This is a genomic window from Vibrio sp. B1FIG11, from assembly GCF_905175335.1.
Lineage (GTDB): Bacteria > Pseudomonadota > Gammaproteobacteria > Enterobacterales > Vibrionaceae > Vibrio > Vibrio campbellii.
Genome location: NZ_HG992752.1, coordinates 86,283 through 106,901 on the forward strand (window position 1 = coordinate 86,283; position 20,619 = coordinate 106,901).

The 20,619-nt window shown below is 40.2% G+C and carries 19 protein-coding genes; 16 read left to right on the forward strand and 3 right to left on the reverse strand.

The features are described from left to right. Positions 1–76: 76 nt before the first annotated feature. The 7 genes from KHO06_RS17230 (at position 77) to KHO06_RS17260 (ending at position 7,223) form a co-directional block, all read left to right on the forward strand. Positions 77–553: a hypothetical protein gene (locus tag KHO06_RS17230; RefSeq protein ID WP_212582979.1), complete on the forward strand. Its 477-nt coding sequence runs from the start codon at positions 77–79 to the stop codon at positions 551–553. 73 nt (positions 554–626) lie between these two features. After that, positions 627–1,157 carry a hypothetical protein gene (locus KHO06_RS17235; RefSeq protein WP_212582980.1) on the forward strand — a complete coding sequence of 177 codons (531 nt, stop codon included), beginning with the start codon at positions 627–629 and terminating at the stop codon, positions 1,155–1,157. 72 nt (positions 1,158–1,229) lie between these two features. Next, complete coding sequence (locus tag KHO06_RS17240) at positions 1,230–1,724, forward strand: hypothetical protein (RefSeq protein ID WP_005428493.1); 495 nt, start codon at positions 1,230–1,232, stop codon at positions 1,722–1,724. Beyond that, positions 1,724–4,417, forward strand: coding sequence for a TcfC E-set like domain-containing protein (locus KHO06_RS17245; protein ID WP_244858468.1), 2,694 nt, complete (start codon positions 1,724–1,726; stop codon positions 4,415–4,417). The genes KHO06_RS17240 and KHO06_RS17245 overlap by 1 nt, the downstream gene beginning before the upstream one ends. 2 nt (positions 4,418–4,419) lie before the next feature. Next, positions 4,420–5,160, forward strand: coding sequence for a hypothetical protein (locus KHO06_RS17250; RefSeq protein WP_005428488.1), 741 nt, complete (start codon positions 4,420–4,422; stop codon positions 5,158–5,160). Positions 5,161–5,167: 7 nt separating this feature from the next. Next, positions 5,168–6,193: a hypothetical protein gene (locus tag KHO06_RS17255; protein ID WP_212582982.1), complete on the forward strand. Its 1,026-nt coding sequence runs from the start codon at positions 5,168–5,170 to the stop codon at positions 6,191–6,193. Further along, the gene (locus KHO06_RS17260; RefSeq protein WP_212582983.1) at positions 6,147–7,223 is read left to right on the forward strand and encodes an OmpA family protein; all 1,077 of its coding nucleotides are present in this window, start codon (positions 6,147–6,149) and stop codon (positions 7,221–7,223) included. The genes KHO06_RS17255 and KHO06_RS17260 overlap by 47 nt, the downstream gene beginning before the upstream one ends. Positions 7,224–7,329: 106 nt before the next feature. Here the strand turns inward: KHO06_RS17260 and KHO06_RS17265 are convergent, their stop codons facing one another. Both KHO06_RS17265 and KHO06_RS17270 read right to left on the reverse strand, forming a co-directional pair. Then, positions 7,330–7,881, reverse strand: a complete 552-nt coding sequence (locus KHO06_RS17265; protein WP_212582984.1) for a c-type cytochrome — start codon at positions 7,879–7,881, stop codon at positions 7,330–7,332. Then, the gene (locus KHO06_RS17270) at positions 7,850–8,698 is read right to left on the reverse strand and encodes a cytochrome c peroxidase (protein ID WP_212582985.1); all 849 of its coding nucleotides are present in this window, start codon (positions 8,696–8,698) and stop codon (positions 7,850–7,852) included. The genes KHO06_RS17265 and KHO06_RS17270 overlap by 32 nt, the downstream gene beginning before the upstream one ends. 520 nt (positions 8,699–9,218) lie before the next feature. Here KHO06_RS17270 and KHO06_RS17275 point away from each other — a divergent pair. The 8 genes from KHO06_RS17275 to KHO06_RS17310 all read left to right on the forward strand — a co-directional run bounded on the left by KHO06_RS17275 (position 9,219) and on the right by KHO06_RS17310 (position 17,569). Then, a complete protein-coding gene (locus tag KHO06_RS17275) occupies positions 9,219–9,905 on the forward strand; it encodes a response regulator transcription factor (RefSeq protein ID WP_212582986.1) in 687 nt (228 codons plus the stop codon). A gap of 334 nt (positions 9,906–10,239) precedes the next feature. Continuing rightward, a complete protein-coding gene (locus KHO06_RS17280) occupies positions 10,240–10,764 on the forward strand; it encodes a hypothetical protein (RefSeq protein ID WP_212582987.1) in 525 nt (174 codons plus the stop codon). Positions 10,765–10,911: 147 nt separating this feature from the next. Next, entirely contained in the window at positions 10,912–13,464 is a 2,553-nt protein-coding gene (locus KHO06_RS17285; protein ID WP_212582988.1) for a putative Ig domain-containing protein, read from the forward strand. Positions 13,465–13,657: 193 nt separating this feature from the next. Beyond that, entirely contained in the window at positions 13,658–14,560 is a 903-nt protein-coding gene (locus KHO06_RS17290) for a hypothetical protein (RefSeq protein WP_212582989.1), read from the forward strand. A gap of 215 nt (positions 14,561–14,775) precedes the next feature. Beyond that, complete coding sequence (locus KHO06_RS17295; protein WP_212582990.1) at positions 14,776–16,047, forward strand: HAMP domain-containing sensor histidine kinase; 1,272 nt, start codon at positions 14,776–14,778, stop codon at positions 16,045–16,047. A gap of 128 nt (positions 16,048–16,175) precedes the next feature. Then, on the forward strand, positions 16,176–16,478 hold the full coding sequence (locus KHO06_RS17300) for a hypothetical protein (RefSeq protein ID WP_212582991.1): 303 nt from the start codon (positions 16,176–16,178) through the stop codon (positions 16,476–16,478). A gap of 223 nt (positions 16,479–16,701) precedes the next feature. Next, entirely contained in the window at positions 16,702–17,175 is a 474-nt protein-coding gene (locus KHO06_RS17305) for a prepilin-type N-terminal cleavage/methylation domain-containing protein (protein WP_212582992.1), read from the forward strand. Between the two features lie 112 nt (positions 17,176–17,287). After that, positions 17,288–17,569 (forward strand): hypothetical protein, encoded by a 282-nt coding sequence (locus KHO06_RS17310; protein WP_005428352.1) that lies wholly within the window; start codon positions 17,288–17,290, stop codon positions 17,567–17,569. A gap of 22 nt (positions 17,570–17,591) precedes the next feature. On the opposite strand, the gene KHO06_RS17315 is transcribed toward KHO06_RS17310, so the two are convergent. Continuing rightward, positions 17,592–18,776, reverse strand: a complete 1,185-nt coding sequence (locus tag KHO06_RS17315) for a GGDEF domain-containing protein (RefSeq protein ID WP_005428331.1) — start codon at positions 18,774–18,776, stop codon at positions 17,592–17,594. Positions 18,777–19,220: 444 nt separating this feature from the next. On the opposite strand from KHO06_RS17315, the gene KHO06_RS17320 reads away from it, so the two are divergent. Beyond that, positions 19,221–20,519 (forward strand): carbohydrate porin, encoded by a 1,299-nt coding sequence (locus KHO06_RS17320; protein ID WP_038888546.1) that lies wholly within the window; start codon positions 19,221–19,223, stop codon positions 20,517–20,519. The last annotated feature ends 100 nt before the right edge of the window (positions 20,520–20,619 follow it).

Sequence of the window (20,619 nt, forward strand, 5' to 3'; positions counted from 1 at the left end):
AATATTTGCGCACTTTCCGAGGGTGTGTAGATTACATACCTAATTAATGTTTAATCATTAACAGATAGAAATAGCTATGCTCAAAAAGAAGATAATCCTCTCCGGTTTGCTTTTAGCTAATTCATTTTCGGTACTAGCGAATAATGAGGCGATACCTTATTCCGGTTTAGGAATAACGTACTCAGCAGATAAACGTAGTGAAGGCAGCAAGGACTACTTCGGGCTCGAGCTATTGGTCGGTATTCATATTAATGATGAATATTCGATAGAAGCTGGGATTGGAGATTATACTTTAGCAACATCCGCTGAAAGTGTAGTACCTATATTTTCTCGATTTAAGAATTATTATTCATTAGGTCAGAGTTCAAATTTATATTGGGGTTCTGGTATTGCCTATATCGATACTGGAATAAGACCTCTAATTAACTTAGGCATTGAATATAGGCTAAATGAAAAATGGACTATTGATGCAGGTTATCAAGGTTTATTTGGTGTTAATAATTATCATGATGATATTTATTCGATGCGTTTCTTAGCTAAATATCAATATTAAGTACTTAAATAAAATTTTAACGTGATTATTTATTAATCAAAAGCTCAACATATAATTTACAAGGTAAAATACGATGAAAAAAACAATCGCAACTCTAGCTGTATTTTCTGCTCTAGCTTCTGGCGCTGCAATGGCTGCTGAGTCATCTGCAACAGCAAACTTCCAATGGGCTGGTGTTATCCCTGCTCTTGAAGTTTCAAATGGCATCGAGATCCGCCAAGCGGGTTCTACAGCATTCAACGATGGTATCCTTGAGTTCTCTAACAAAGCTGAAGGTATTCGCCTAGTAGACTCTTCTGTTATTGCATTTGATGTTGTTAAGTCGGAAGACAAAACTAAAGTTGGTAGCTACTCATACACACTAGAAAGCATGCGTGTTTCTAATGGTGGTATTACAAACGATTACAACAAATCGTACTTTGCGATTGGTGTAAACGGTGTTGCACAGAAAGTTGGTTTCACTGGTAACGTGACTAGTACTGGCGCACCAACAAACCTAAACGTAATGACTCAAAAAGATGGCGTTGCACCAGCAGATGAAGGTCTAAAAGCAGGTCAAAACGTACTTGTTCAAGCACTTGTTTCTGTAAACGCAACTATTTAATCATCTAATTAAATAGTAATTACTTTTGCACCCATAAACATGGGTGCAATATTCTATTTGGGTTATCTCGCTATGTATAAATATCTATCAAAATTAACAGTTTTATTATTAGCTTTTTCTTCTGCTCATGATGTAAACGCTAATCAGATTTATCATAAATTTAACCCAACAACTACGATTGATATTTCAAAAAACTCTGGTGGCGTTGAAATTAGTACCAGAAACCTGAATTTCACAACCAGTTATTTGAAAGATAAAAAAGTACTTGAGGATATTAATATCCCATTTACTGTTAAATCCTCAACGGATGAAAACATTAGCTACAACTTAAAGCTTATTAAATCGAACCATATGTGTTCTCTTAAAAAAGAGAATAACGAGACCTTTACTGTTGATTTGCAACTTGATGGAGAAGGATTTTCTTCCGGTAAGTCAGTAAAAGTATTCCCGGCAGTCCACGAGCGTGAACATCGATTAAATATTTCATTTCCTGAGGAAATAGAGCAAATGGATCAAGAGCAAACATGCTCTGGAACAGTGACTATTGAAGCGGAGATTATATTGTGATGAAAAAGAATTTATGTTCGTTACTCATTACCATGAGTTTCGCCTCATATGCGAATGATCGCTACCCATTAGAATTTGCAGACTTTTTTACCGAAAAGAAAGAAACCGTTGAAGTTGCTATCGCTGGTGAACAAAAAACAAGCAAAATTAAAGGGCTCGTAACCTATGACAGTTTTAAGCTAATTGAAAATAAAGATAATCAGCGAAAGCTCAGAAGCTACTTAATAGAGCGCGGATTAACTGAAAAGTCGATTGATAATATTTTCTCGACATTGACACAAGGGGTTGCTGCTAATCCAGGTTGTCAGTCTCTTATCTCAGTCTGTATCCCGGAAGATAAAGCGGGTACCGCTGAATATACATTCGATTTTGATAAGAAATTATTAAAGCTGTTTGTATCATCAGATATGCTCATGGTTAAAAATGAAAAAAATGAATACCACGAGACAATAAAAGAAAACAAAGCACTGATTGTATCTTCAGATTTATACTTTAGTGTAAATGGTCAAGGGCAAGATTATTTTAACCTAAATAACAATTTAGTTTGGGGTTTACCCGCTGGCCATATATCTGCTGAAACACAGTACAGTCAAGACAATGATGATCTTGATGTTTATGAAGCAGTCTACGATGTTAACGTGAAAAATCATCGTGCAATCGTGGGCTATCAAGATCAAAATCAAAAAGCGCTTAACTCGACAGACTTCCTCGATTATGGTCTGGATCTTTCTGGCTATGCTGCGACGCTGGGTACGAGCAAAAACCTTCTCAAGGGAAGTAATAGTACTCATCAGAAAATTAACTTTTATTCGCCAGAATCTGGTCAATTAGAAGTGTATCGTGGTGACCGAGTTCTAGTGAGCCGTTTTGTCGCACAGGGACAAAACGTTATTACATACGATGAGTTGCCCTACGGAATATACAACATTGTCATTAAAGTTAAGCGCGGAAACGAAGATGTATTAACAGAAGAGCGAAATGTTGTTAATACCAAAGACTTCGATCTGGCTGTTGGTGATTACGATTATCGTGCTCAAGTGGGCTATCTAGAAGATATCAATAATAAGTCTGCTCGATTTGATGATGAAATTAATGATGATAGTCGGTATTACGGGCGCCTGAGTGGCACTACTCGCCTTAATGAAAGCTTACTACTTGGCGGTGGCGTCTCTGTGAGCCAAGATGATACTCAGTTCCAAATTGGTGCTAACTGGGCGTTTGATGAACGCTTAACGACCCAAGTGAACAGTTCGTTCTTTTCTTCAGGAGCAATGAATCACTTTGCATCAGTATCTTACAGTCCATTTTTCGTTTCTGGGACATATACGAATACGCTCGATGCGGAAGGTGATTTTGCAGCGCTACTATTAGACAAAAAAGAGTCTACGGAGTGGAACGTTGGCGTAACCGGTGACCTTTTTGGTGGCACAGCTTACTTAAGTTATTACGCTGCCAATGAGAAAAATGAAACGGGTGAGTTTGAGAATGACAGTATCAATGCCAACTGGTCACGAGATATTTTCAAAGGTACTTTGAGTATCAATAGCTCTTACATGGTTTATGGCGATCATCAGGACTCTTGGAGCACTAATATTACTTGGTCGATGCCGCTTGGTGAAGATACTACGGGCCGCACGGGTATGTATTTTGACGAAGAAGGATTGGAGTACAGCCAAAGCAGCGTGACGTATAGCAAATCATACGATGATGTAAATGTTTCGGCGACGGCAGGCGCAAAGATTGGTCAGAATAACGTTGAATCAGAAGTTTCCGCGAGTGTGAATGGTCATAGTCGTTATCTAGGTTACAGCACGCATGGTTATGCAAGCGATACTGGTGAAAGAAACTTATCTGGTAATTTGACAACAACGCAGGTTATTTCTGCACAGGGTGTTCATAGTACTTACAAAAGAGGTAAGTCATTTATTGCTTTGGAACCGCAAGTCGAAGGGCAATTAAAAGACGATACCGTTATGTCGGTAAACCTAAGTAAAGATGGGTCATTCTCTTATAGAGATAATGTTTCAGTAGGGCAGAATGATCTCATCGAGTTGACACCATACAGCGATATGGAACTTGAGTTAGATGCTGACTCTTATAATTTGGAAATTGAAAATAACAGAGAAAAACACTTTGTAAGACCTGGTACCTTCTTTCCTCTAAATAGTAAGGTGATTCAATTACAAAGCCAAATATTTGTTCTTAACGATATGAACGGTCAACCAGTGAAGTTTGTAAACTGCATTGGTGATGGTTGTAAAGATGTTGAAACTTTATCCGAAGATGGCGTATTTCGTGTGAACTACAGAAATAATCAACCATTTAAATTAGTTTCAGAGAAAACACTTTGTGTTTACGATGAATCACTTATTGGACAAAGTTATATTCAAGCGTATTGCCTGGGTGGTTTAGAAGAGACAGGAAGCTTGGTTAATAACCATGGTTCTTCAAACTCAACTGAAAACTTAGTTTATATCGGAAAATACGAATCTGTTGAAGAAGTCGAAACAATAGTAGGCCAAATTTCAAAAGTAGGTTTAAAAACGAAATCTATTGAGGTTGGTAGCGCTCGATATTTATATGTGAACTATACAGACAGGTACACGACTGCCCAACGTTCGCTCTTAGAAAGTCTAGAAGCATATGCAATTCTAGATACGATTAACGTTAATGAATTATTTAGTGTGAGGTAGTAATGAAAAAATTAATTTCTTATGCATTGATGGCAGCGTGTCTCGCACCTAGTGCTGCTAGCGCTAGTGGTATTGCAATTGACTCAATGATTGGGTTTACAAAAAACGGTGTTGGTAAATTCACAGTAACCAATACAGCGGAATACCGTCAGTTTATTCAAATTGCAATCAGCGATATTGAAATTAAGAATGGTCAATTGGTTAAAACGCCATACACACGTGAAAATATTAATCAGTGGTCGATGAATGCTCGTCCTGCGAGAGCGGTTATAGAGCCTGGATTGAAAAAAGACTTTCAATTTAGTTACGAACCAAAAGTAAAAAGTAAAACAGATCAAGATCATATTTACCAGTTTACATTTGTTCCGACACCTTACTTCCCTAATGGCGAAAAGGAGCAAAGCACAATGCAAGTCGCGATTGGTTTTGCCCCAGTAGTTATTGTGCCTGCAGAAGAAGACCAACCAATTGCATTTGATATCAAAAGTAATGGCGACAAGTTACAAATCAAAAATAATGGTAAGACATATTTAAGAGCGCATTTGGACACATGTTCTGCCACTGCTACTGGGGTAGAAAGAAAGCAATGTACGGATGTGGTTTACGTATTGTCAGGACGTGATCTCAATGTACCTTTAGCAGATGTGATGCAGAACAAACCGATGAAGGTTACATTCTCGACTCATGAATATAAGTACAAAGATACGATTTCTCTTCCCGTCGGAGCAAAACTTTCAAAGTAGGTGAAATATGTTCTTTCGTTCTATTGGTTTAATCATTGCTCTGGCGTTACCGTGGAGTGCTACGGCAGCTGAAATTAGTGGTAAGTTGGTTGTTGGTGAGCAAATTCAGTGGGATGCCGACCCAATATTAGATTATTGGCTACCAAATAATCCTGAGCCATCCACAGTGTCTCAAGTCGTTACTTCTGTAGTACCAAGTAGCCCTGATTCGAGCTACCAAAAACCTCGCCTTTTGAAACTGAAAAGTGGAGAGAGCAGTGCAGAAATTTTGGTTACTGTTCAAGGGATGTGGTATCAGTTGACGCGCTTGGATGGCTTTTCAGATCGCTCTGGTTCAACGGCTACAACTCGTTTCCTTAGTGGCAACCGTGTGACCACTTTAGGTTATGGTTATGGAACCAAGTCATTTTGGTTTTATGACTCAACTAAGCCATTTGTGAGTTATAGCCCGATTGTTGATTTTGATATCAATGATGCATTTAAAGACAAGCCAAGTGGTATATACACAGGAACGATGAATATCAACGTTCCATACCAGCAAGAGGTGAATGGTCGTTGGCAAAAAGCGATGCTTACGGTGCCATTAACTGTTCGTATTGAATATACCGCGGCGACGCTCGCTTCAATTGATGTCACGGGCTCTGACATCCTAGAGCCGAACTACTCGGGTGAATATGTCTCCGGTAAAACGGAGTACACCATTAGAGCGAGAGGTGTGTTTCCAAATGGTGTATCTGTTGGCCTAAAACGTAGTTCAGATACTGATGGTATTTATCGATTAAAGCCCCAGAAAGGTGGGTCCACTGAAATTTTGTACGATGTCACTTGTATAGAGTGTCAGAACAATAATCAGTTCATCCAAAATGGCGTAGCCAAAATCGACAATATATCCAACGTAGCCAAGCTCAACAATGGGACTAAGCAAGAGCAAACCATGCACCTAAATGTCTCATACAAAGATAAAAAGTTGAGTGAGCTAGAAAGTGATGTGTACCAAGGCGCATTTGTTTTGGTTTTTGAAGCCGGACTATAAGTTTGAAGCCGGAATAGCAGTAGATATTGAGACAATAATGAAAAAATTAGCAGTGGTAGTTGCGTTCACTCTTGGCACTTCGATGGTGAATGCAGCTTCGGTATCCGATTTTTATATCGGAAGCAAATTAGGTTACTCCCAAGTTGATAGCGATTGTGCTTCAGAATTTCAATGTGATAAAGATTCAGCTTCTTTAGGTGCTTACCTAGGGTATCAGTACAATGACAATGTGGCAGTTGAGTATGGTGTTGATTATTTGGGCCATCATACAACGAGTAAGAAACGCTCCCTTCATTTTACTGATGTCTTAACCACCGACGTACTAGCAATAAGCTTAGCGCCAAAGTTTAGTTACTCATTAACGGATAACTTGGCACTATTTACAAAAATCGGTGCGGCTTACATGATTGCTGAAGAGGAAAATGATGTAGTAGCTACGGCAAGCGCAGGTGCAGAGTATGCGCTCACGCAAAACCTCAAGCTTAGGGCTGAATATCAACGGTTTGAGAAAATGTCGGATATCTACATCGAAGACATGAGCTTTAACAACTTCTCTTTCGGTATTTCTTACCAATTTGGTGAGCAAAATCAAGCAGTGGTAGAAAATGTTGAAAGCCACCAAGATATCGTAGAGCCAAAAGAAGAAGTGGCAGCAACAAAAGTAGAGCTAAAACATGAAGGCTTAACACAAGTTATTTACTTCGGTTTTGATTCGACCAAGGTATCTCAAGAGTCGGAACACAAGTTACTTGAGATTCAAAAGTTACTCGAAAATTTCCCTCAGTCACAAGTTGAGATTGTTGGTTTTACCGATGATCGAGGCGCGAGCCAATACAATGAGAAGTTAGCAAAAAGACGAGCCCAATCCATTGCCAAATATCTTGAAAGCAAGGGAGTGAAAGCTGACCAGATTTCGTTGACTTCTAAAGGTGAACTTGATCCGGTAGCCAGTAACCACTCCGAAGATGGAAGAGTTAAAAACCGTAGGGTCGAAGTCTCTATCCCTGAGTTTCAAATTATTGCTCAATAAATCCGATCAGCAAGCAAATAAATAAAAAGCCAGCTTAATAGCTGGCTTTTTTTTGTGCTAATGGAAAGGTATCGCTAACATCACTCTTAACGACACCTTTATTTGATTAGTTGATGTTTGTCAGTGACTTAAGGTAATAAGTAATCGCTTGAACCTCTTTATGAGAAAGACTAACACCAACTTGATACTCCGCCATATCGTAAACTGCCTGTTCGAGTGTTTTTACATTGCCATCATGAAAATAAGGAGCAGTAAGTTCGATGTTTCGCAACGAAGGTACTTTAAATCGATATTTATCATACTCTCTACCTGTAACAGTATATAAACCTAAATCTACTTGACTTATTTCCTTATCTCTATTGTGAAAATATTCCTTCTTCAACCCCATGACTTCGGCCGTTTCTTCTCCAATCCTGCTTCCGGCGTGACAAGTATGGCACTTGTACTTTTTAAAAAGCTGATACCCTTCTTTTTCTTCTGGAGTTAACGCAGTTTTGTCACTGGTAAGAAATCGATCGAAGCGGCTGACTTTTTTTCGGACCGAACAATCAAACTGGAGAATCGAGTTATAAATGTTATCGGTTGTTATATTTCCTCCATATACCATTCTAAATAGGCCCGATAATCTAGAGTTTTTGGAGATCTTTTTTTTCCACATTTTTAATCGAGCTGTTTCCTCTGCTATAAGGACTAAATGCATATGCTTCTAAAGCATGTCTCGCCTTTCGTTCTGTTGTGTTCCAAAAAGAATAGTGCTTAAAAACAGAGTTAAAAACGGTGGGACTATTGATAGTCGACCTGTCTACATCTTGACCAAGGTAATCTGTTTTTAGAGTAATATTTCCATATTGTGTGTCATGACAAGATGAGCAAGCAAAAGTACTGTTTTTCGATAGCTGTTTATCATTAAAAAGCAGAGACCCAAGTTTTACTTTATCACTAGAAAGAGGTTTGTTTTCTAGGTTAGGTAATAGACCATCATTTTTGACATCTTGCCTTAAAAAGTAGCCATTTCTATTTTGCTGCTTCTTGCTATTTATCCAATTCAGTAGCTGCGTCTTTTCTTTCGCAGTGATAATTGAACTTGGATGAAGCACCTCAAAAGTCAGCGGTGGCATTGAACCATCTATGATCACACTTTCCAATCTATTTAAATAGCTATTTGGTAAGGGGCTGTTATTTGTTACTGATACTATCAATGGATCAATTTGAAATGACTTGATACCAGTTGTTATTTCTCTTCCTACAACGTCATGGAGTAAAGGATAATTATTATTAATAGCCTTTCTAGTTATTGGTGAGTGGCACTTTTTACAACCTTTACTGATAATTGTTTTTACTGTACTAAGATCATCAATACTTTTTATATTCTTAAAATTGATACTTTCGTTTAACTCTGACCATTGAGAGTTTGATTCTAGAATATGATTAGATATGATGTACAAACTCACGAGAGCGGTTGATGAAATGAGCAAGCACTTCGCCTTCACTGTTTTTTCTCTATGTTTAAGTTTTTATACTTTAAAAGTATTATAATCCACAAACTTAATAAAGAGAAAAAAAGTAAATAAATTAATCGAATAAATAGATACTAAGACTTTTTCAGAGGAGCTTTGTTAAGTTAAAAAATAATTCCATTTTGAATTAGTAATCCATGAAAGTAAAATTAGTTACTTAGATAGTGTTTCTTTTTAGTATGGTACTTTTTGAGAAGAATGTAATTACATTCTTCTGCTCCCTTTGATTATGAACTCTACCATGCTTGATAGAGTGTATAGCCTTACTTTAAGTTATTTTTATTAAGTTTAAACCATAAGATTTTGCTATATATTCTTCTCTTAATATTGAGTAAACTTTGAGGCGAGTAAGCATAATTTTAATCATCATTTGACTTTTGTCTAATAAGTCTGATTGCATATGTACAAGAGTAACATTTTCCGCTTGATATTGGGGGATGTTGACACTACTCCCCTCCAAACTAACTGAGGATAAAACGTGAAAACTTCATATTCACTTCAAATTTTATTTGTTGAGGACAACATTGAACTAGCCCAAACGACAGTAGAACACTTTGAATTAGAAGGGATATGTTGTGATCATGCCTTAAATGGTCTTGCGGCATTGGAGTTGGTGAAGCAGACTCAATACCACGTGATCGTGTTGGACCTTAACTTACCTAAAATGAGTGGTCTCGAGTTTAGCCGAGTTCTTCGAGAGCAGGGCAATGATGTCCCGATAATCATGTTGACTGCCAAAGATAAACTAGAGGATAAGCTGGTTGGCTTCGAGTCAGGAGCTGACGATTATATGACGAAACCTTTCGCCTTTGAGGAGCTTCTAATGCGAGTCAAGGTTCTCTCAAGAAGAAGAAGCGGAGAGGTTTCAATATTCAAGCTTGGAGAATTAACGGTTAATTTAACTGAGAAAACCGTTTGTCGTAATGATGATGTTATTAAAGTTTCACCGACAGGATTTTCAATCTTAGAAGTATTATTACGCTCTAGCCCAAAACCAGTAAGTCGAGAGTATATTATTCAAACGGTTTGGGGAGATGCCCAGCCGGAGACGAATAGCCTTAAGGTGCATATGTTTAAGCTACGTAGTGCTTTGGATGGAAACTATGAGAAAAAGCTAATTCATACTATTAAGGGTGTTGGGTTCTCTCTCAATGAAGAACCATAAAAGTTATCGATGATTTTCTAAAAGGGTGCCAAGTTTATGGCACCCTTTTTTATTATTCGTACAAAAAATAGAGATAAACACATCTAATTGGGCGTTTAGCAATCAAGCTTTAGCTTTGATTTGTCGTGTCGACAAAAATGTTGTGTCGTCATTTATTTGACATTAACCTCGCGTTAACCCTTGAGTAGCTATTATTACCTTGTTATCAGATAAAACCGGATGAATAACGAACTTTCGTTATTCAATCCCTTTTAAATAAATTTTTCATATCTAAAGTCGCTTTAATAGCATCCCCCACTTTAAGATTTGAAAAAGAGTATAAATAGGTAAAGTTATGAAAAAAACAATTGCTACTCTAGCGGTTATGGGTGCATTGAGCTCAGCTTCTGCGATGGCTGCTGACGCGACTGCAAACTTTCAATGGGCAGGTGCAATCCCAGCTCAAGAAGTATCTAACGGCATTGAAATTCGCCAAGTAGGTTCAACAGCATTTACAGATGGTATTTTAGAGTTCTCGAACACTCCGGCAGGTATCATTTTGAAAGATGCGTCAGTAATTACATTTGATGTAGTGAAAACAGCGGATAAGTCGGTAGTTAAAAACTACACTTACAGCTTAGGTAATGTTGTGGTTTCTAACGGTGGTATCAGCAAAGATCACGACACAACTTACTTCGGTGTTACATTTAATGGACTTCCACACTACTCAGGTTGGAATACTCCTGTGACAGATGGACTTCCAATTGATGTGTCAATTATGGATCTAACTATGGGTGAGCCTGCACCTGCTTCACTAGGTTTAGAAGCCGGTCAAAACGTGATGGTTCAAGCTTCTATTTACGTTAATGCGACAATCTAGTTAGTTGAAGAATTAGAAGACAAAAATAACACGTAAATAGGTTATTAGATTTAAAAATTGTTGTTTATAGGATAACGAACAGCTCAGTCGTTATCCTTTTTTTTACGTCAGTCATTCCTGTCAACCAGCATAATAAATAGTCACCATATGAATAAGTTCTTTATAGGAGCATGTATTAGTCTCTCATTAATGGGGTGTAACTCAGAAAACACTACTGTTCAGAATAATGAAGAGCCTAATTTTCAAGGATTGGAAAAAATTACGGCCATTATAGGTACATCAACAACTTCAAAAATTCACGCGAATGATAATGACGGCGACAAACTGGCATTTTCATTAAGTGGTCAGCCAGCTTGGGCTAGCGTCAGTATTGATGGTTTGTTGACGGTTTCTCCATCCGAAAAAGATATTGGTGACTATCAATTTAAAGTGATCGTATCTGATGGTTTTGTAGCAAAAGAAGCTGTAGTTTCTATTAGCGTTGAGCTGCCTTCGATTCCAGAGTCAGATAACGAAGCTCCAGTGGTTGAAGATCTACCAGAACTTGAGCTAATCACTAACCAAGTTGAAAGTGTTCAAGTTGAAGCTTTTGACAAAGAAAGCGACGAACTTCAGTTCTCACTCAGTGGGCACCCTGAATGGATTTCTATTGACCAGAAAGGGGTGATCACATTTAAACCCAAAACTGACAATGTTGGTAGCCATACCTACCTTGTTTTGGTATCGGATGGTGTGAACATTACGCAAAAACCAATGGCTGTTGATGTTGCTTTGGGTATGACACCTGTTGACCCTGACTTAATTAATAATGCTCCAGTGATTGAAGCGGTACCAGAAATCAGCTTGGTGACTGGACGCAACGGCTTCTACAAGGTGAAAGCCAGCGATAAAAATGGCGATGTATTGACATACTCATTGAGCGGCCAACCAAGTTGGGTATCAATCAGTCCAACCGGCCAGTTGAACTTCAAACCCCAAACACAACATGAAGGGCAGCATCAATTCACCGTATTAGTTTCAGATGGCAGTCTGACGGCGAAACAAGTGGTTCGCACTAAAGTGGCACTCGCGATGACGCCAGTTGAGCCGGGTTTAGTGAATCATGCGCCAACGGTAAGTGAGATCCCTCAGATCAATTTGGTAACGGGTAAACCCGGTCAACACCAAGTGATCGCGTCGGATAAGAACGGAGACGCGTTAACGTATATGTTAGAAGGGCAACCTGAATGGGCAACCATTAGTCAATCAGGAAGCCTCTCGTTCTCACCGAAAACGACGGACGAAGGCACTTACACGTTTAACGTCTTAGTTTCTGATGGTAGCTTAACCACTACTCGCGTTGTGACGACAAAAGTGGCACTTGCCATGACGCCGGTAGAGCCTGGTTTGATTAATAACGCACCAGAAGTGGAAGTCTTACCTGAGCTGAAACTCGTGACAGGTAAAGCGTCTCAACAGCAGGTGGTTGCTTTTGACAAAGATGGCGATGCGCTGACGTTTACATTGGAAGGTCATCCGGATTGGATCTCGATCGATAAATCAGGTTTGTTGTCATTCAAGCCTGCGACGGAGCATGAAGGTGTACACACTTTCAAAGTGTTGGTATCAGATGGCAGTTTGACGACGATTCGCAATGTGACTGTAGATGTGGCGTTGGCGATGACACCCGTTGACCCAGACCTGATCAACAATATCCCTGAGATTGCATCTATTCCTGTTGTTCAGTTAGTGACAGGTAAAACTGGCGAATACCAAGTGGTTGCGACGGATAAAAATGGTGATGCGCTGACGTATGCGTTAGAAGGCCAACCAAGTTGGGTGGCGATGGATGCAGCAGGATTAATGTCATTTTCACCCCAAACAGAAGACGAAGGCAAATATACCTTCAACGTGTTGGTTTCTGACGGCAGTTTAACCGCAAAGAGTGAAGTGAACCTGAATGTCGCGTTGGCAATGACGCCTGTCGACCCAGACCTGATCAACCATGCGCCAGTATGGGAAGTGGTGAAACTACCAACCGCAGTAGTGGGCGATGAGTATCATTTCCAAATCAAAGCGACAGACCAAGATGGTGATGAGATCAATTACTCGATCCAAAATGCGCCGAGTTGGCTATCGATTGATAGTAAGACGGGTTGGATTGACGGTGTGGTAACGGAAGAGAGTCTTGGCGATGTTGAACTTGAAGTCAGCGCGAGTGACGATGGCCTAAGTACACTTCAATCAGTTGTTCTGAGTACGGAAGGTAAGTTACTTCAAACTGACATTTTTGGTACGTTTGACGCGACATTTGAAACTCCGATGACATTGCCTCAAGCGGGTGTCGTTTATGGCAATGTTGAGAGCGAAACTAAACTTGAAGTCCCTGTTGCGTACAGATTTCATGATGTCACTTTCGCTTATCAAGAAGGGGCATGGTATTTAGTGAATAATACGCCAATGCCTGTTGCAGAGCTTAGTGTGAGCTATGACGGTGCGGAACATTTAGCCCTATTCCAGTTGGATAAGGAGGTTCAGCCATACAGCAAAGCAAAGTTGACACTGACGGATGAGTCATTGACGGGCTTAAAATATGTTAACTTGAAAAACATGTTTGATCTTAAAGCCATTTTGGGTGCAAACCCGAATCCTTGTACGGATAAAACAAAAAAAATGTTTTGGCTCACCTCGATTAGGGCCGGAGCGAGATACGTTCGATAGATTCCTAGGCTATACGTACGAAATCTTTAATAGGGTGTCATTCTTAGATCTTACGGAAGACTTCTTTGAGAGAGAATGTGATACCTACTCAGAATGTAAGGGGTACACAGAGGCCAACCCTAATGGGCTGCCTTATGCGCGACGTACTTATTTGCTAGCAGGTCAGCCTGGCCATAGATTAAAGCTGGAATCTATGCGTAATATTTATATTGCTGAGGGTACCGCTAAGGGATCGAGCCCTGATCTATCTCTTATGAATTCGCCAGGAGATGGGTGGGCGTCGATTTGGGAAGAGTATGTGGATGTTAACCATGGGGCTTATCGTGCGTTACCAATGAATACTTTGTTCCACGAGACGATGCACGCACATGGTTTTAGTCATGCAAGTGGTTGGACTTATGGTTTATCAGAAATTCTCAAGAGGCAATATGTACCTACGTTAGGTTTTGATGTTCACCAGATTCCTAGTCTCACGAGTGCTGACATGCTTGTTGATTATGACATTATTGGCAAAGGGTTAATTCGTCTTACTTTGCAGTCCAAAACGGAACGAACTGATGTTTCTAATATGAAGTTCAGGTTTTCGAGTAGTAGTGAGCTGGATGTCACGGTGAAGCATTTGAATGTAGAAGGCAAAAATACCATCGATGTGCAGTTTAACGGCACGCCGAAAACACCGGTTCACCTGCAGGTCTGGGATCAAGATTCGACGTATTTGACGACGCTAAGATTTGATTATCTGACGCTAGCTCCACCATTGGTTTATAACATTCGTGGGACTCGTTATTTAGTTTTATCACCTGACTCTTTGGACAAAAATGCGGATGGTTGGGGCGTTCGTAATCTTTGCGCTAACCAAGGACCAAATACGGTTCTTGGTATCCGTCTGGATTATGGTGCTGTTTATGACTATTTGTACGCGAACAATCGGTTGAGCGAACTACCATTTAAAAGCTACCTGACTAAAGATTCACCTAAAAAATACCATATTTACGAAATGTACTTTGGTGAGGAAGAATTGACCAACTCTCATTTCAGTATGTATGAGAAACTAGGAGAAAACCGAGGCGTTATTTGTGCCCAATTCGGTGTATAGCTTACTAAGCCCTACTTTTGTAGGGCTTTTTTATGTCAACTTGATGGACCTTTGAGTAAGAGTAGTAGAATTGACTTGATTGTAGGAGCGCTTCACTTCGCTCTATTGCTATTTGTGAAATATTTCAGCATTGAAATAGTAGGGACAATTTCCGACAATAAACATAATTCTTGCCTTGTGTGTTTGGGCGCTTCAATTCTATTTAGGTGTGTAAAGTGAAAGTAAGAGAGAGTATTAAACATTACGTTATTGCTATCGCTATTATTGTCGGTATCTTATTTTCAATCCTTATTGGTTCCTACAGTACTTATAACTTGTATACAGGTATGGAAATTGTTACCAAGGGGATCATGCAAATTAAGGCGGAAACGGAAGCGCCTCAAGACGGCATGCTCGTGGTTGACCGACCGTTTTACATCGCCTCTAAATGGTATGATTTACCACTCGTTTTCCAGCTTAACTTCGATATTGAAGAACTTGTTCATGGCGAGGTTAAGCAAAAAAGCATCAATGTGAAAAGCAAAAAGGGGAATTATACGGAGATTAAGCTTTTCCTTGGTAAGTTCCAAGCCGGTGATTCGGAGCGATTAGTTGGGATTAAAATTAACGACGCTGCACTGGATGATTTTGCTGATAGCTTGGATCTCAACTTGGAGCAATACATCAAGTATACGCTAGCGCTAATATTCGTCTTAATGTTGATTTTTTCATTTGGCTTACTCTATATCATTCGCAAAGTGGCTAAACCAATAGAGGAGCTCAAAGACTGGGTGCTGCATGGCAGAGATCGGTCGAATAAGAACAATATTCCTGACTTTAAATTTCAAGAGCTTAACCTGCTAGCAAAAGTACTGTCTTCTTCTTTGGCTGCTGTGTACAAAAGCGTGCGCAAAGAGCGCGATTTTATTCGTTACGCGAGTCATGAGCTTAGAACGCCTATTGCCGTAATCCGGTCTAATTCAGAGCTCATGCGCAAAATGATGGAAAAGGACTTACCGAAAGAGCGCTTATATAAGAATATTGAGAGAATTGAAAATAACAGTTTGAGTATGTCCGATCTCTGCGAAACCTTATTATGGTTAAATCGAGAGAAATCTAATGACCTAGTGAAGACAGAAGTATCATTAGGGTTTTTAGCTGAAACGGTTGTGAATGAATTACGCTATTTATTGGAAGGTAAAGACATTGTCGTCGAAATTAACGTTGAGGGCACAACCCACTTAAACTTTGAAGGTATGTGTAAGTTGGTCATTAGCAACCTTGTACGAAACGCTTTTCAGCATACAGACAGTGGTCGGGTGATCATTAAGCAAACCGGAGAGCAGATAAGCATCATCAACGTTTGCTACAACTGTGGCGAAGTCAGCGAGCACACTGGTTTTGGGTTAGGGCTTATTTTGGTGGAAAAAATCTGTCACAAGCATCATTGGCAATATGATGAAATCGTAATTGAGCAAGGAAGGCACGTTACGGTTCGTTTCGGTTAGTCGCTCTTACATAACACGTGTTTACAAGAGCTACCCTCGATGGGTAGTTTTTTTATTTCTATGCTCTGTGAATTCACCAGCCTGATCTCAGATGAAAAAAGCAGCGCATTCTCATCAGATGAAAAACGATGAGTGCAGTCTTATTAAATAAATTGCATTACAAGAGTAATATCGCCGCTTTTCAAAGTGGGGGCTTTGTTATGAGCAATTTTGCTAAAAAGAGCGCGTTAGTATGCGTATTGGCGTTTTCAAGTTCTGTGTCTGCTAGTGAGCAAACATTTACTTGGGGAGGTGTTATTCCATTTCTCTCTGGCAAGCTAAGTGAGGGCTTGCACGTTGACCACACTAACGAAAGCAGACATTACAAGTTGGAAAGCATGACTATCTCCAATCATCGACAGGTCAAAATCTTTGTCGTAAATAATATTTAGTGGGTAGTTAGAAATGGTTGGCATAAGAATTAATGTTGCTCCTGTAAACCATCGATATTATTTATGTTGTAAATGTTGCTAGCTAAAATGAAAGTTATTGTAATTTCAAATTTATACAAGTATTAAACTTCTACAATCATCAATAGATCTGATAAAATTATGGTGTTGGTGCATTTATTTTTGAATGCGCTTTGGTGCTTATGTTCGGTGTGAGAATTGTAGTATGAGAAATAAGGGTTTTACTCTCATTGAGCTCATCATTGTTATAGTAATACTTGGCGTCATTGGTGCTATTGCCGCTCCGCGTTTTTTAGGCCTGCAAGAAGATGCGAAATCAGCATCTATTATTGGGCTAAACGCTAGTCTTAAAAGTGGTGCTGATATTGTTTACGGAAAAGCTTCTATCGAAGGTTTGGAATCTCTTCCGGAGGCTCGCATCGATTTTGACTCAAATAATACTCGTTTTATCAATGTCGCTTACGGCTTTCCAAAAGCAACAATAGAAGACCTTAACTTTGTCGTCAGTGGCTTAGCTTCTGATTGGGCACATAAAACGTCGAATACAGAGCTAACCATTTACTTTGGTTATGCTAACTATGCTGAGCTGTGTGTTAAATACACTCAGGCTACGGAGTCTCGAGCGGCAATCGTTCAAGTAATCGACAATAAAACCGAGTGTGGTGGTTTAAGCCAGTAAACCTAAGGGAACTCTTTGTTTATATGTTATTAAGTTTTAACGGTTTTTAGGACGCAAGCCTGAAGTTTGTATATACTTAGTACAGAGACACCCATCGTTCAAGGAGGAAGTGATGGCAGTACAACGTAAACATTCAGATCTCCCTCCTCGCTATGAGGCGACGGAGTTTACAACAGAGCAAAGACATCGCTTTACTAAAGTGGCTAATGCGGCTCAAAAGCGCCGTGCTTTTTATAAGCGAGCCATTGAAAGCAGCTTAGTTGGAAAGATGAAAGAGCGCGCACTTAAGCCTGTTCTTGTCCCACGAGATGATAAACCAAGAAAAATTGGCCAAGTGATCTGGCTTATCACGTTTTTGCTTGTCGGTTTATGGGCGATGTATATGTATTCCTGAGCCATGTTCGAGTGATTCACTCTTACAAGCTGGCATCTCGTTGTAATGAAGTCACATTGCCCATTCCGCCAACCAACGAATGCCTTTGATGGCGTAACTCTTCTGCATTTGAGCAATGTTCGTAATAAGCATACTGGTTTTTGCCAGTATGCTTTGCGGCGTACATGGCTTTGTCTGCACAGCGAGTGAGCTCAGATAAATCCTTAGCATCTTGGCCATAAATTGCAGCTCCCACACTCATGGTCAACTCATTGATATTGTCTTCCGTCTGATAGCCTTTCTGAAACAGGTTTACAATACGATCAAGGATATTATCTAAGTCCTTCTTGCAGCGCACATCATAAAGCATCAACACAAACTCATCTCCCGCAAAGCGAGCGATCGAATAATCGTGTTTGTCCGTCTTTCGGTCTTTGTTGCGAATATTGTTTTTCAAGCGAGTCGCAAAGTGTTTTAAAACGCGATCGCCCACATCATGGCCGTAGTTGTCATTGATGTGCTTAAAGTTATCAATATCGAGGAAAACCAGTGCAGTGACCGTATTATTCTGAGTTTGATCTAACTCTTCCAGTTTCGCGCGCGCCCAAGTCTCAAAGCTCCAACGGTTAGCGAGCCCCGTTAATTGGTCTAGGTATGCCAGTTCCTCAATGCCTTCACGATAAAGCGTTTGGATGTAGTTCACGACCTTGGAGTAGTAGTAAGAGAAGGTATGGCAGACAAAACAAATGGCCACAAGGGTGAACATAAAGCGGCGTTCGGTCATTTCACTGGCGGTGGGTACACTCTCTAAAAAGGTCAAATCGAAAAAGATGATGAGAGAATATGTCACGCTAAACAGCAGACCGACCTTGAACTCGTTAATCAAGATGATGGCAGCCACAATCGGATAGAGCCAAAGTAATCGACCGGAGGGCGCATCGCTATATAGGAGCAGCAACAGCCCATCGAACATCAATACGCCTGTGAGCAACAAATCAGCGTATTGGTGGTGACCACGTACTTTGATCAGGTAGCTGATGGTTAAACATGCCAACGCACATACTCCGATGAGTAAGCTGAGCCCCCAGTTGCCTTCAAGATAGTGCAGCACAGAGCCATAGGTTAGAAATGCAGTGGCGATGCTAGAACAGAGAAAAACGATCTTTTTCTTTCTTGTCGATCGGATATCCGCCATTTCCTCTAGGCGTGCTCCGGCCAATTTCGACATTGTGTATCCCTACTTTAGACTTATCTGATGCTTATTCTAGGTCGTAATTAAGTATTAGATGGAATAGCAAAGTCCTTATTTGTGATATGAAGCATGTTTGTTATTTATGTGAGTGATTGAATTTGTAAGAAATTTACGAGTTATGAAATCTTTCAGAATCATGAAATGTTTCATTTATTTGTGATTGAACAGCACGTTCTTAGGACAAATTAACGTGATAGCAATTAAACAATTCTGTGAAATGAAAGCGATTTCAAATCATGCTAGAAAATCATGATTTTCTATCTTTATGTTTTTAATGAGTAAAACTCTCTTTTTGTTTCATGCGTTGTTTCATGTCATTTTCTTCACCATTGCGGTGTGAAGCCGTAGCGGCTTTTCAATGCTTTCATTCCTTAATATTCCCTTCGAGATAACAATACATACAAATTTTAGGGATATCACATGAAAAGCTTTAAAGTTTTACCTCTCTCTATTGCGGTGGCCGCTTCGCTTGCTTCTTTACCTTCTTTTGCTGCTGATGCCGATGTTGAGGCATTAGAAAAACGTCTCCAAGAACTGGAAACGAAGCTGGAAACTGGCTATGTATACGACCAGCAACCAGCAGTGTTATCTGCAGAAACGGAAGTACCGTTGGGTATCGTATTCTCTGGTTACGCTCGTTATGGTGCGGGTTATCAAGGTAGCGATGCATTAACAGTTGGAACGGCAGGTGCGTTGAACTCAAATGCTACAGGTCGTTTAGGTAACGAACAAAACGGCGGCGAATTCCAGTTAGCAAAAGCGTTCAAGAGCGACGGTGGTGCGATTTGGGATTTGGTATTCATGTTAGATCATTGGGCAGACGCTTCATGGGCTGACGATGGCGGCGTAAACGTGAAGAAGATGTACGCCGGTGCTGCGAACTTGTTTGAATCCCAGCCTGATTTGTATGTGTGGGCTGGTCGTGATTTCCACCAACGTCCTCAAACAGACCTAAATGACTACTTTTGGATGATGCACGATGGTCAAGGTGGTGGTTTCTATAACCTAGATCTAGGCGGTGTGAAGTTTGATTTTAGTGCAGTCGGCCAAGTGGAAGGCGATATGGTTGGCGATAACGGCCGCTATGCGCTGACCAGCAAATTACACGGTATCAAGCTTGGCGAATCTGCTGACTTGAGCATTTACGCCAACTACGGTTTTGCCTCTGATAAGCTGAAAGACGAAGACGTTGGTGATGTGACCGCTTACCAAGTGGCAGGTGAACTATCTGCTGCGGGCCAGCGTTTGATTGTTCGTTACTCTGACAACGCGAAAGACAGTGTGTTTGATTTAGCAGAAGATCAAACCGCACTATTAGTGAGCTTTGATGGTAGCACGTCAATCACTGACAAAGCGGGCATTCAATATTTAGCGGCGTACCAATCTTTGGAAGTGGAAGGGGATGAAAGTCGCGTAAACTACAACGCGATTGTGCGCCCGACTTACCAATGGAACGATATCCACTCTACGTGGCTAGAAGCAGGCTATAGCGTGGTTGATTACGATGACATCGATGCAACGAATAGCTCTTGGAAAATGACGCTATCGCAAAACATGGCTATCGGTCCTGAAACTTGGTCCCGTCCAATGCTGCGTTTCTACGCAACAGTGGGTAATGCAGATAACGAGTACACAGGTTTTGATTCTGTGACTGGTGAGAAGATTGCAACTGATGTTGACACAGTAACGGTCGGTGCAATGTTCGAAGCGTGGTGGTAAGCCACACCTAGTTAACTACTGTCCATGTAAAGATGGTAAACACTTAAGGCAGAAGTATCAGGTGTTTACCATCCATTCATCTCTTAACCCTTATATTTTT